Source organism: Spiroplasma endosymbiont of Stenodema calcarata (assembly GCF_964031205.1).
Classification (GTDB): Bacteria; Bacillota_I; Bacilli_A; order Mycoplasmatales; family Mycoplasmataceae; genus Spiroplasma.
Map to the genome: position 1 here is coordinate 270,455 of NZ_OZ035018.1, position 13,869 is coordinate 284,323.

The following is a 13,869-nucleotide window of genomic DNA, read 5'->3' on the forward strand; positions in this document are numbered from 1 at the left end:
TTTTATGATATATTTATAGTAGATAAATATTTGAAGCTTTTTAAATGTATGGTCATATTTAAAGTAATTTTTAAATATTTAGGATTTTAGGGGGGCTGCACCATGAAAAAGAAATCTTATGATGATCACCTTTTAAATGATCAGAATGAGAACACTGCAATCTTAAAAGTCGAAAAAAAGCATCGCCGAAATGATTCAGTCGGGTGAGGAATTGGCGCATTATTGCTTACGTTTTTTACAATTTTAGCGGTGGGCCGAATTACTTTAATTGGGCAATTTTTAGATGATGTGTTATTTACTTTTGCTTTTGGCTGATTTAAGTATTTATTATATTTAGTATGCTTAGTATTGGGTGTTACCATTTTTATTGGGGTGCGGATTAAATTAAAACGGCGAGTATTTTGAATGATTATTACTTTTATAATTTTATCATGCTGATTGGTAAGTAGTATTTTGTTGATTTATCAATATGCTAATGGTCAAATTGCTTTTTTCAATAAAACCGTTTTTTTGAAAGTTATAAATAATTATTTTGAACACTGACAAGATGCTTCAGTTTTTAATTCGAATCCGAACCATCCAATTAGTTTTATTGGTTTTAATGGTGCTTGGATTACTTTATATGCTGGTGGAGGTATTATTGGTAATTTTCTTGCCGGTATTTTTAGTTATACAACTATTTTTGGTTCACTAATTTTTTGTTTATTAGCTTTTTTATTATGAAGTAGTTGAGTAACAACTGGAACAATGTTAGGATTATTTTTATCAAAAAGCCCGCGGCAAAAACACGGATTGCGTGTTTCACGATTAAGTGCTAATCGCCGGCAAAAACAAAATATTTACCAATCATTTAATATTCCGGATGAGGAATTGTTTTCAGCGCGGCAAGTAATGCATACAACTGAAGTTTCTGATATTACTATCCAAATGCCATCTTATACTGCATTGCATGATCAAAGATTAATTGATGATTTAATTAATGATGATTTTGTTGGAAAGAAACAAAGTAGACAAAATTATGTCCGTTTTGATGAAGAAGAAGCAATGCAAGCAGGATTGAAATCGGATAAGTTTAATAATTATTCTCCGGCATCGCCCCCACCACAATCAAAAAAACAGTCAATGCCAGAACAATATATTCAACCGCGTAATCGTCAGCAGAATAATTATTTTAATAAAAATATTGAAGATTTACCAGTTTATAGCTCTACTTATGGCAAAGATATTAATATTGATGTTGCCCGTGATAAACTAAATTCTGAAACAAATATTACCCCATTTGGGAAAATTAATCGTAATCTTAATCCAAATCAGGTTAAACAAACGTCATTTTATGATGACCAAGTTCAGCTTGAAAATTTTAGCACATCATCATCGCAAGACTATGAAGAATATGATTCAAGTAGTGGCAATGATGATGGCATTTATCATCGACAAAGTAATCAGCCAATTTTTAATGAAGCCGAGTCTTATCAGTCAGAGTATTATCCACCTTATGAGAAACCAGTAATGAATAGAAATAATTTTGGAATGCCAGGGCAACAACGGCGTGGGCCAAAACCAAAAACAATTGAAGTGAACAAAAAAATTAACCAAGCGGCACCGCGTCGTAACAGTTATAATAACCCGCATTATAAATTACCAAATTTAGGGTTGTTACAACCAAAAACAGATAATCGTCGTAATAATGAACGTAATAAAGTTGCGGCTCAAAATAAGGCGGTCAAAATTAATGAAGTTTTTCATCAATTTAACATTGCGGCAAGTGTCCAGGGCGTTAACATTGGGCCAACAATTACGAAATTTGAAGTTCAAATGCAACCAGGGGTTAAAGTTAATAAAATTATGAATTTAGAAAATGATTTAAAATATGCTTTAGCAACACAAAATGTTCGTATTGAAGCACCAATTCAAGGTAAATCAGCGGTTGGGATTGAAATTGCTAATGAAATTAGTAATAAAGTAACTTTACGGGAAATTATGGAACGTGTCCCATTAGAAAAACAAAATAAAAAGTTATTAGTTGGAATTGGGCGGAGTGTTAATGGCGAAATTATTTTTGTGGAATTAGACAAAATGCCGCACTTATTAGTGGCAGGATCAACAGGAAGTGGAAAATCTGTTTGTATTAACACAATTTTATCATCGTTATTATTACGAACAAAACCATCAGAAGTTAAATTATTATTAATTGATCCAAAACAAGTTGAGTTAGCTGTTTACAATAATTTACCGCATTTATTAGCTCCGGTTATTTCTGATACGAAATTTGCGAATGCGGCTTTGAAAAAAATTATTGCGGAAATGGAACGACGCTATAGTATTCTATCAGAACGTGGTGTTCGAAATATTGAGACATTTAATAATAAAGTTTCACCAAAAGAACGCTTACCATACATTGTGGTTGTTATAGATGAGTTAGCAGATTTAATGATGACAGCAGGAAAAGATATTGAAGATTCAATAATGCGAATCACCCAATTAGCCCGCGCAGCAGGGATTCATATGATTATTGCAACACAACGCCCATCAACAGATGTTATTACCGGTGTTATTAAAACAAATATTCCATCGCGAATTTCTTTTTCCGTTGCTTCAGGAATTGATTCTCGAACAATTTTAGACCAAGGTGGGGCCGAAAAATTGATTGGATATGGTGATATGTTATATGCTCCTGCTGGTCAAAATATTCCTACTCGTGCCCAAGGAGCGTTTATTTCTGATGATGAAATTCAGCGTTTAGTTGAATTTTGTCATGCCCAACAAGAACCTGATTTTGATGAAGAATTCTTAAATATTGAACAGACTAATGATCAAGGTGGCGGCAATGAGGGAGAAGATATTGACCCAATGTATAGTGAAATTAAGCGTTTTGTAATTTTAAATCAGAAGGCATCGACATCATTAATACAACGGAAATTTTCAATTGGTTATAATCGTGCCAGTCGATTAATTGATGCGTTGGAAGAAAATGGAATTATTGGCCCCCAAAATGGGGCGAAACCACGGGATGTTTATATCCAAAATATTGATTTAGATGATAATGATTTTAATAATGGTGGACGCTGATAATTATTTTTGGTAAAAATAAGTTTTTTATTGTGTATTTATAATATTTATATATAATTAAAAATGAAATTGGAAAGATAAAATTTCAAGTAATATTTAAAAATATTAATATATAATTATACTATTATGTAATTAACATTAAGGATGAGTAAAAATGGCAAAAAAAACAAGAAAAACAACTTCAAAATTAGAGAAACTAAATGATATTTCGTTAAAATTAACTGATGTTGAATTTCGGTACCGTGAAAATCATCCTAATGCCGTTGATGGAGTTAGTTTTGAAATTAAACACGGTGAATATGTAACTATTATTGGCCATAATGGGAGTGGAAAATCAACAATTAGTAAGATTATTATTGGTGTTTTACATCCTCAAAAAGGTAAAATTGAAATTTTTGGGAATGAACTTCATTCATCAACGCTTACTGGAATTCGTAAATTCTTAGGAATTGTTTTTCAAAATCCAGATAATCAATTTATTGGATCAACTGTCCGCGATGACATTGCTTTTGGGTTAGAAAACCGCCAAATAGCACAAAAAGATATGCAAGGTATTATTGATAATGCTGCGGCAAAAGTTGGGATGACTAATTTTCTTGACCATGAACCATTAATGCTATCAGGAGGGCAAAAACAGCGTGTGGCAATTGCTTCCGCATTAGCGCTGGAACCAGATATTATTATTTTTGATGAAGCAACAAGTATGTTAGATCCAAAAGGACGAAAAGAAATTAAACAAATTATGGTTGATTTAAAGAAATCACGTGAGAAAACAATTATTTCAATTACACATGATATGGATGAAATTTTAAATGCTGATAAAGTTATTGTAATGAACAAAGGTCGAATGGCTAAATGTGGGAAACCACATGAGGTTTTATATGATGAGGAATTTTTAAAATCAATTCATTTAGATGTGCCTTTTGTTTTGAGAGTAATTGATAGTTTACGCTTGAATGGCTTAAATGTTAAAAATACGCTAGATCTTAGAGAGTTGGTGGATGAAATATGTCAAAAGTAAAACATAAAAATAAAATTGAGGCTTTGCAAAATATTGATATCACATTTACCGATGTCTCTTATGTTTATGCTCCAAAAACACCATATGAGTATAAGTCATTAGAAGCTATTAATTTAGTTATTAAACCCGGAAAAATTACGGCTGTTATTGGTTCAACAGGAAGTGGGAAATCGACTTTAATTCAGCATATTAATGGGTTATTAATTCCAACAACAGGCGTTGTTGATGCAAATGGTTTTATTATTAAAGCAAAGCAAAAACGAATTAAAAATATTAAACAATTACGAAAATCAATTGGTTTGGTATTTCAATTCCCAGAATATCAGTTATTTGAAGAAACAATTGAAAAAGATATTATGTTTGGTCCAGTTCATTTGGGAGAAAACAAAGAAGTAGCGCGGCAAAATGCTAAGAAATATTTAGAAATGGTTGGACTACCGTTAAATTATTTAGAACGCTCGCCCTTTGATTTATCAGGGGGTCAAAAACGAAGAGTTGCCATTGCAGGAATTTTAGCAATGGAAGGAAATACGTTAATCTTAGATGAACCAACAGCGGGCTTAGATCCAGAAGGAGAAGAAGACTTTATTAAGTTGTTCCACCGGATTAACCAAGAACAAAATAAACGAATTGTTTTAGTTACACATAATATGGATCATGTATTAGAAATTGCAGATGAAGTTGTGGCTTTAAAAGAGGGAAAAATTATTAAAATTGGAACTCCGTTTGAAATTTTTAAAGACAAAGATTTATTACACACACTTTTAATTGAACCACCAAAGATTTATAATTTAATTTATCAATTAAAAGAAAAGGGTCTTGATTTAACAGATGCTGACATTCGAAATATTGATGAATTAGCAAAAGAAATTATTCGCCGTAAAGGACAAAAAAGAAAGGGGTAACAAGATGCGCTTATCATTTGGACGATATATTGCTTATAACTCGGTTGTCCATCGCATGGACCCACGGGTAAAATTATTTATGTTGTTATCATTAATGATATCAATCTTTTTTTCAACTGGTTTTACTGGTTATGCGATTTTAGGATTAACTATTTTTACGTTGTTCTTTTTAGCAAAATTGCCCCCACGATTATTAGTAAAATTATTAAAACCAATTTTATTTATGTTTATTGTTTTATTATTAATTAATTGTTTTTTAGTCACTGATGGTTATATTGGTTGACATTGAGGTGGAAAACCAACGGCAAGTGGCCCTGCTGCGGCTGGTGGTAAGAGTTGATTTGCTTTTTCCGAAAAAGCTGTTTTTAATGCCTTATATATGGCTTGTCGGATTTATTTAATGATTTTAATTACAACAATTTTAACAGCAACAACACAACCTTTGGATTTAACATTGGCGTTAGAAGATTTATTGAGTCCTTTAAAATTAGTTCGTTTTCCAGTGCATATTTTATCAACTATTATTTCAATTGCATTAAGAATGATTCCAACTTTAATTGAGGAAGCAGGGCGAATTATGAAGGCCCAAGCTTCACGGGGAGTTGATTTTCGAAATGGTCATTTTAAAGATAAAATTAAATCGACAACTGCTTTAATTATTCCATTATTAGTATCTGCTTTTCAAAAAGCAGAAGATTTGGCTTATGCAATGGATGCACGGGGATATGACCCGCATGCTAAAAGAACACGTTACCGTCATTATAGTGTCCATTTTCTAGACATTTTATTATTTATTTTCGGTGTTGGAGCAGCAAGTATTATTATTGCGCAATCAGCAACGATGGGACAATATCAAACTTTTTATGAGGTTACATATTGAGGAACAAATGGTTGAACATTTGGTAAAATCCCAACTGGATTCTTACAAATTCGTATTCCTCATATTGATAATTTTGTTTTAGGATTATAATGTTATCGTTATTACTTACACTTGAATATGATGGTTATGATTATAGTGGGTGAGTTAAGCAAAAAAATGTGAAGACAATTCAAGGTGAATTGGAGAAAGCATTTTTTCGTGTTTGTCAACAAGCAATTTGAACACTAGGGGCAAGTAAAACAGATGCTGGAGTTCATGCGTGTGATCAAAAAGTATTAGTTAAAATCCCCTTTCAACCCCGAAATAATGCTTTCTTTATTAAAACAATTAGTAAAAGTTTGCCACCTAATATCAATATTAAAGGTTATCAAGTTGTTGCAAGTGATTTTAGTGTTCGTATGACGAAAATAAAAGAATATGTTTATACAATTAACGATAATACTTATGATCTTTTTAATCATCGTTATGAATTAAAAGTTGATAAGTTATTAAATGTTAAAAAATTACATCAGATTAGTCAAATATTTGTTGGTGAGCATAATTTTGCTTATTTTTCTGGGGTAAAAGAAGGAGAAGAAATTGCAACGCATCGGACAATTACTAAAATTTATGTTAAACGAACAAAAACAAAAAAGGTTGAATTTCATTTTATTGCAAAGGGATTTATTCGTTATCAAATTCGAATGTTGACCCAGAATATTTTAGCCTGTTATTGGAACAAAATTAGTTTAGAACAATTGCAAAAAGATTTAAATTATCCGCCTGTTGGAAAAACAACAAAATATTGTGCAAAACCATATGGTTTATGTTTAAAAAAAATTAAATATTAATTTTCATTTTTTACTGACATAATCTATTAATCGAAAAATAAATATGCTATTATATATTATTTATTTTTTTATGATATAATATATATAGTAAAGTATGGGTAAAAGATAGGGTAAATGAGGTGTAGTAATGAATAATGGCTTTTATATCTTACCAAATGAAGAAGGATATTTAGTGAAGTCACATGATACCAACAGTGAAATAGCATTATTTAGAAGTCGTCGTGATGCTGAAGTGTTTATTAGTACACTAACATTGCCATCATCATTTTCTCCTGCAAATGCATATTCAACAGCACCACAATATGTGCCACAACCGCAACAAGTTCTGACACCATATCCTAGTGCTAGTGGTATTTCACCACAAGTTTTTTTTATTCAACAACCAGCTCCAATTCAACAACCAGTTCAAACATCATATCCGTTTTATCAAATGATGCCTCAAGTTCCTCCAATGGGTATGCATCCAGGAATGCACCCAAGTATGTATCAAAACAATTGACCACAAAATAGTTGCGGTGGAGGATGTACTTGTGGTTATAATGAACATTCAGAAGAAGATTATTATAGAAAAAAATCTACCGAAAAAAAGTACCAAGGCAATAGAAGGGGCAATGATTTTGTAAAAAATAATGTTGAAGAAAATGAACATCAAAGTAAGCAAAATTTTAAGGCTACCGGGGATAATTTTAGAACATCAGAAGTTATTATAAATAATAATGAACCGGAAAATAATATAAGGACACAGCAACCTGAAGAAGTAAGTTCACAATCAGATGGACAATTGGAAGAATATAATAATGTTCAACTAGCTGCTGCTTTAAATGAAACCACTTTGGAGCAACAAACATTTGCTACTAATGAAGAAGAACATCATTCATTAGGTCAACAAGGTTTTCCGACAGCGCAACAAGAACCGATATTACCGGTTAATAATACAACTGAAGCTGCTAACTCTTCACAACAACAAGTTGTTCTTCCAGAACAACAGCCAATTCAAAATCAAGGTTCGCCAGAGAAAACAACATATTATGAACAAGCATTTATGACACCTCCGGTTTATGTAAATGATGCGGTATCGCAATCGCAACCGCATTCAACAACACAATTTCAACCACAACAGGAATTAACAGCACAACAGCATTCAACACCGCAAGTAAATCCAATTGATTTAAATGATGATGATTTCTTTAGTTTTATTAATGATGATCTTAATCACTATGCAAAAATATCAAAAGAAGAGTCAAAGCGTTTAGCAAAAGAAGAGTCAAAGTTAGCAAAAATACAAGCAAAGTTAGAAAAACAAAATCAGAAAAAATCAAATCGAAAAAATGCAAATGATATTGAAGAGTTAGATTCAATTATAGAATAAAAGGCAATTTAAATTGCTTTTTTAATTTTAGAGATATTTCGAAAATTTAAATTAGATAGTAAGATTTAAAGTAGTTATATTATTTTTTTAAAATATTTCTTTAATTTTGTCGAAAACTCTTGATGAAATAAAAAAATCATCAATATGACAATTTGAAAAATAATTTTGTTTAAGATCATGATTTTGCTTTAAATTTTTTAAACGTTAAAATATAATACCGTTGATTGTTGTTTTGGTGTTAAACCTTTATGTTGGTATTTTCATTTTCATAGATTTAAATAATTTTGAATATTAGTGAAACCCAAACCATGATAATGAATTAAGGCTTCTTTAAGACTCGATTGTAATTTACTAATCTTATTTAACTTTCGATAACTAGTATCAGGGTTTGTACTAGTTTTGGTAGAATATAGAGTAGAATTTGTTTGTTTTGCTACTAATAAATATAATGGTTGCATGTCAGAAATAATTATTGATTTTTCTTTAATTAATTGCTTATTCATATTTTCAATAATTCATTGTTTTTGTAATCGTTTGGTATTGGTGGATTGAACAAAAATATTATTATTGCTATCAACTACCATTTGAATACAGCATTTGGTATTAGTTGAAAATGGATCAAGATGAGTTTTTCGTTTATCAAATTTATCTTTAAAATTACCTTTATGGATTTCTTTAATAAAAGTTTCATCAATTTGGATTTGACCATTTAATTTTTTAAATTTTAATTGAGTATTTTCTAATTGTTTTGATTGCATTAATTTTTGACGATTATATCAAGCAGTTTTTGGTGTTGTTTTAATAAAACGGGAAATTATTTTACTAGATTGTCCTAATAATGAAATTTGAATTAATAAATTTCACTGTTCATAATTTAAATGACTTCAATAAGTAAAATGATGACGAAAAGCATCAAAACTAGCACGACATTTTTTACATAAATATTTTTGTTTTCCTTCGGGATTATGACCATTTTTAACACAATGATAAGATTTACAATCAGGACATATAATGCCTTTATCTCTAAATTTTTGATCAATTTCATTTAAACGTTTTTGTTTTTTGATTACTTCTGCTTCTTTTTTTATTTTTTCAGCAAATTCTAAAAATTGATCATCTGTAAAACTGTTTTTTAATTCTGTAATTATTTTTTCCATCAATTATTTACCTCTATATATTAAAAATATACCTAAAATTAGATATATTCTATAAATATCAAGAGTTTTCGACAAAATTAAAGAAATATTTTAATTTTATGGTTGTTTTTTAAACAAAATTAATGTTATAATGATTTAGGTTTTCGGGCTATAGCTCAGTTGGTTAGAGCGCACCCCTGATAAGGGTGAGGTCGATGGTTCAAGTCCATTTAGCCCGACCATTTTTTCTAATTTTGGGCCCGTAGCTCAGCTGGGAGAGCACCTGCCTTGCACGCAGGGGGTCGACGGTTCGATCCCGTTCGGGTCCACCATTTCAAATATATTTAATCTAAAAATAAACAAAACATATCAGATTTTATGATATGTTTTTTTAATTTATAGATTTTTAAAAACTGAATAATAATTTATATTAATTAAAAAGGGTTTGTAAAAACTTCAGGAATTTTTAAGGGGAGGATGATTTAATTACTTCCATTTTTGGTATAATAATATTAATATAAAAATATAATTAGGGGTGAAGTATGTCAATTTTTGATAAAAATGAGAATGAAAGGTATACATATTTTTTAACAAATTTTAAGGAAATCTTATCTGATTGAGCAGTGATGGTTAATGATCAATTTATTAAAACATCGTTAGATAATTCGTCGACTAAACTGTTTGGAATGAATGTTGATAAAGCAGTTATTTTTTTTAATATTAATTTAGAGATAAATAGTATTTTACATGAATTGGGAATTGCTGAAGAACCTTATAATATTGATTTAATTAATAATTTGAAATTAAATTCAAATAAGAAATCACATCATAAAAAAGAACAAAAAAATTATGCTGTAATTTATGATCAAATTGATATTTTTTTTGTAAAAGACTCAGTAATATTAAAATTTTGTGAATATACTTTGAATATTGTTAATTTGTCATCAGAAACTGATCGGTCAAATATTAGGGCTTTAAATAATTATAAGTCAGTTGCGTTTGCTAATTATCCAATTAAAATCTATGAATTATTAGACTGATTTAATATGGGAATTATTGATATGATTAGCAATGGTTGCCGGGTTAAACGTTTTGAAATCAAGGAAAATCATTTAGGTTCTGACAGAAAATTAAATATAAAATCACAATATAACGCAAAAAGATCATTTAATGTTGGTAACAATCAAGATAAAGAAATTAATAAGGAAGCAATTTTTACGGAATATTTTGCAAATAATGGTGACATTGGGGCAAAACTAACAGTGTTAGACAAGTTACTACCATTGTTAGAAGAAAAACGTGCGGAAATTAAAGAATTTAATCCGAAGTTAGAATATGATATTTTTAGTTTTTTACAGCACACAAAATATCGAAATTCATTGACATATCAAGAAGACTCTGATGCAGAAAAACGCTTAGATAAAGTTTTTAAGAAAGCTGTTTTATGCTTATATTTATTAGACATTGATTAAACAATATTATAATTTATTTTTATTATTTTCTTTTAAAATGACAAAAGAAATCTTTTTTAGGATAGTTTTCCTATATAATTGTTAATAGGTGATTATGATGAAAGTTATTTTAATTAAAGATGTTAAGGGTAAAGGCAAAGTTAATGATGTTATTGAAGTTTCCGATGGTTATGCTAAGAATTATTTAATTAAGGAAGGATTTGCCATTCCAACAACACCAGCTAATTTAGCGAAACTAAATGTTGTTTTGTCAACGGAAGTGGCAGCACTAGCAGCTAAGCGTGCAACACTAGAAGCTTTAAAAACAGCACTAGAAGAATTAACATTAAATTTTAAATTAAAAGTTCATGATAATAAAACTTTTGGCTCGATATCATTAACTCAAATTGAGGATCGTTTAGCAAAAGAATTTAATTTGAAAATTGATAAAAAGAAGTTTGTTGATAATAATAATTTAACAAGTTTTGGGTTGCATTATTTAAAGATTAAATTAGCTCCTAATTTAATTGCAACATTAAAAGTGATGGTTGAAAAAAAGGAGAGTTAGGTAATGGATAATTTAACTAAAAAAGAGTTAAATAAGATTAATGTTATTAATGATGCGGAAAAAAATGTTTTAGCAATTATTGCTCATTCAATTACGGCAGCAGAAGAAGTTTTTTCGATTTTAACAGAAGAAGATTTTACGGTAATGAATTATAAAGTTATCTTCAAAACCTTACAAGAACAATTCTTGGCAAAGTTAGCTATTAATATTACAACATTAAGTAACTATATGTTAAAAAATAATGTGTTAAGTAAAATTGGGGGAATTGAATTCTTAACAGATTTATTCCAAACATATACTACTGATGCAAATTTATCAGAATATTTAGATATTATTATTAAAAATACTACTGTTCGCCGTTTGAATGCAGTTCTTGTTAATATTCATCGGGAAATTGATAGCCATCAGCCAATTGATGAAGTTGTTAGTAAAGCAGAAAAAGAAATTTTAGATGTCAAAAAAGAACGGAAAGGAAACTTATTTAAAACATCATTTGATGAGGTTGATAAAGTTTTACAGAAAATTGAATTATTAGAAAATTCTGGTGAGATGCTAACGGGTAGTCCAAGTGGCTTTCGTGATTTAGATCGTATGACTTCGGGTTTTCAAAAAGGAGATTTTATTATCTTGGCAGCGCGACCATCAATGGGAAAAACGGCTTTGGCCTTAAACTTTGCGGTTAAGTCTGCGGCACAATCAAAAAAAGCAGTTGCTATTTTTTCCGTTGAAATGCCAGCTGAACAATTAATTCAACGGATGATTGGAAGTTATTCAACAGTAGATTCATCAAAAGTCCGGACAGGGAAGGGGTTGCAGACCCGCGATTGAGAAAATATTACTAAGGCAGCTGATTTTTTAAAGCGAACTAAATTATTTATTGATGATACTCCAGGTTTAAAAGTGATTGAGTTACAGTCAAAACTTCGCAAATTATGCCGTGAAAACGAAGTAGGATTAGTAGTAATTGATTATTTACAATTATTAAGTACTGGTACACATTTTGGTGATTCACGACAACAAGAAGTATCCACTATTTCCCGTCAGTTAAAAGCTTTAGCCCGTGAATTAGAAATTCCAATTATTTGTTTGTCACAGTTATCACGGTCAGTTGAAAAACGAGAAGATAAACGTCCAATTATGTCGGATTTACGTGATTCTGGGGCAATTGAGCAAGATGCTGATCTTATTATGTTTTTATTTCGGGAAGAATATTATGCTGCACATGACCTTAATAATTCCGAATCACCGTTAGAAACCGAAAAAGCACAATTAATTTTATCAAAACATCGAAACGGACCAACTGGAAATGTTGAATTATTATTTGTAAAAAAACATGGTTCATTTGCCGATTATGGTTTGCAAAATGCTAAATTTTAGGTTAACATTTTATAGATGTAAATATATTAAATAAATATTTAGAAAAAGAGGTTCAAAATGCGTAAGTTATTATCACTTTTTACAGCAACAACATTAATTACAACATCAACAACTTCTCTTGTTGCTTGTAATCAAACACCCCGTGGAAATCCATTACCTGTTTTTATATACAATGGTAATCAAAGATTTGTTCATGCGCCAACAGCAAATGGACATTCAGTTAATGGAATTGATAATGCTGCCCAATCAGGTAAAGATGAAACGGGAGCTCCTTATGAATATAGTTTGCAAGGAGGGAAAATGGGATTAATTAATAATGCAATTAATCCATTTTTGGCTGGAATAAATTTAACGAAAGATAATAGTAAAACAACTGGCAAGAGTACAAACTGATCACCTGAACAAGTTGGAGCAGCTTTACAAGGACAAAAAGATAATATTATTGCATCAGCAAAAACTGATGGAACCGATCCTTTTGATAATACAAAAAAAATTAATCAAAAAGAAATATGGAAAGAATTCTTTAATAATTATTCAACTAGTTTCGATTCATATTATACGCAAATAGCTTTAGTGGCAAATGAAAATCCAACTATTTTAGATCGTGCCAATAAGAATTTGGTTTCGATGACAGGTAATGCCGAAAAAGCAGGGAATAAAGATTGAGTGAAAGAGCGGACATGAGGTAGTAAGACAGCGCCTTATACGCCACCATCATTAAAAACGCTTGCGCCCGTTGCAACAATTTTAGATTGATTAAATGATCCAAATAACAATTATAATAAAGGATTTGACCAAATTAAGGAAAATCGTGGTTATCAATCAGCTCGTTATCTTGCTGTGACAATTCCAAATGTGACAATACGTTTTGAATTTCAAGCAGAGTATAGCCGATTTACTTTTTCAGCGACAATTGATAAATTAGTTGCTTATGCTAATTATTTAGTTTATAAAAATCCAAATAGTAGTAGTGATAATCCGACATATGCCCATCAATGATTTTTCCTTAGTTATGATTTTTATGATTTTAGTAAGTTACAAAATGATGATTACCATGATTATGATTTTAAAATTCAAGGTCTTAATATTGATCCAAATATTAGCATGGCATTAGGTTATGTTAAGAAAGATGATAAAGATGGTATATTAACAGCTGATGAAGATAAAAAAATTAAAAAAGAAGGTCAATTTCCACCATTAAAATCAGATTATACTTTCCCTGACTTAAAATGATATATTAATGTTGATTCAATGACAAAATAA

11 protein-coding genes and 2 tRNA genes are annotated in these 13,869 nt (G+C 30.1%); 12 read left to right on the top strand and 1 reads right to left on the bottom strand.

The genetic code is table 4. The features are described 5' to 3' along the window. Nucleotides 1–102: 102 nt before the first annotated feature. From ACQH24_RS01430 to ACQH24_RS01455, 6 genes are all read left to right on the top strand, one after another. On the top strand, nucleotides 103–3,072 hold the full coding sequence (locus tag ACQH24_RS01430) for a DNA translocase FtsK (protein ID WP_425380271.1): 2,970 nt from the start codon (nucleotides 103–105) through the stop codon (nucleotides 3,070–3,072). Nucleotides 3,073–3,223: 151 nt separating this feature from the next. Beyond that, nucleotides 3,224–4,090: an energy-coupling factor transporter ATPase gene (locus tag ACQH24_RS01435; protein WP_425380272.1), complete on the top strand. Its 867-nt coding sequence runs from the start codon at nucleotides 3,224–3,226 to the stop codon at nucleotides 4,088–4,090. Then, nucleotides 4,078–4,995 carry an energy-coupling factor transporter ATPase gene (locus tag ACQH24_RS01440; RefSeq protein ID WP_425380273.1) on the top strand — a complete coding sequence of 306 codons (918 nt, stop codon included), beginning with the start codon at nucleotides 4,078–4,080 and terminating at the stop codon, nucleotides 4,993–4,995. Before ACQH24_RS01435 ends, ACQH24_RS01440 begins: the two co-directional genes overlap by 13 nt. 4 nt (nucleotides 4,996–4,999) lie before the next feature. Then, nucleotides 5,000–5,965 carry an energy-coupling factor transporter transmembrane component T family protein gene (locus tag ACQH24_RS01445; protein ID WP_425380274.1) on the top strand — a complete coding sequence of 322 codons (966 nt, stop codon included), beginning with the start codon at nucleotides 5,000–5,002 and terminating at the stop codon, nucleotides 5,963–5,965. Then, nucleotides 5,965–6,705, top strand: coding sequence for a tRNA pseudouridine synthase A (locus ACQH24_RS01450; RefSeq protein WP_425380275.1), 741 nt, complete (start codon nucleotides 5,965–5,967; stop codon nucleotides 6,703–6,705). The genes ACQH24_RS01445 and ACQH24_RS01450 overlap by 1 nt, the downstream gene beginning before the upstream one ends. Before the next feature lie 127 nt (nucleotides 6,706–6,832). Further along, nucleotides 6,833–8,074 (top strand): hypothetical protein, encoded by a 1,242-nt coding sequence (locus ACQH24_RS01455; RefSeq protein ID WP_425380276.1) that lies wholly within the window; start codon nucleotides 6,833–6,835, stop codon nucleotides 8,072–8,074. A gap of 197 nt (nucleotides 8,075–8,271) precedes the next feature. Here the strand turns inward: ACQH24_RS01455 and ACQH24_RS01460 are convergent, their stop codons facing one another. Beyond that, nucleotides 8,272–9,231 (bottom strand): transposase, encoded by a 960-nt coding sequence (locus ACQH24_RS01460; RefSeq protein WP_425379371.1) that lies wholly within the window; start codon nucleotides 9,229–9,231, stop codon nucleotides 8,272–8,274. Nucleotides 9,232–9,375: 144 nt separating this feature from the next. Here ACQH24_RS01460 and ACQH24_RS01465 point away from each other — a divergent pair. The 6 genes from ACQH24_RS01465 (at nucleotide 9,376) to ACQH24_RS01490 (ending at nucleotide 13,869) form a co-directional block, all read left to right on the top strand. Beyond that, nucleotides 9,376–9,452: transfer RNA gene (locus tag ACQH24_RS01465), tRNA-Ile, on the top strand. A 14-nt stretch (nucleotides 9,453–9,466) separates the two neighbouring features. Then, a tRNA-Ala gene (locus tag ACQH24_RS01470) sits at nucleotides 9,467–9,542 on the top strand. Between the two features lie 210 nt (nucleotides 9,543–9,752). Further along, entirely contained in the window at nucleotides 9,753–10,682 is a 930-nt protein-coding gene (locus ACQH24_RS01475) for a hypothetical protein (RefSeq protein ID WP_425380277.1), read from the top strand. Nucleotides 10,683–10,776: 94 nt separating this feature from the next. After that, on the top strand, nucleotides 10,777–11,229 hold the full coding sequence (rplI, locus tag ACQH24_RS01480) for a 50S ribosomal protein L9 (protein ID WP_425380278.1): 453 nt from the start codon (nucleotides 10,777–10,779) through the stop codon (nucleotides 11,227–11,229). A 3-nt stretch (nucleotides 11,230–11,232) separates the two neighbouring features. Then, complete coding sequence (gene dnaB / locus ACQH24_RS01485; protein ID WP_425380279.1) at nucleotides 11,233–12,606, top strand: replicative DNA helicase; 1,374 nt, start codon at nucleotides 11,233–11,235, stop codon at nucleotides 12,604–12,606. A 57-nt stretch (nucleotides 12,607–12,663) separates the two neighbouring features. Continuing rightward, on the top strand, nucleotides 12,664–13,869 hold the full coding sequence (locus tag ACQH24_RS01490; RefSeq protein WP_425380280.1) for a lipoprotein: 1,206 nt from the start codon (nucleotides 12,664–12,666) through the stop codon (nucleotides 13,867–13,869).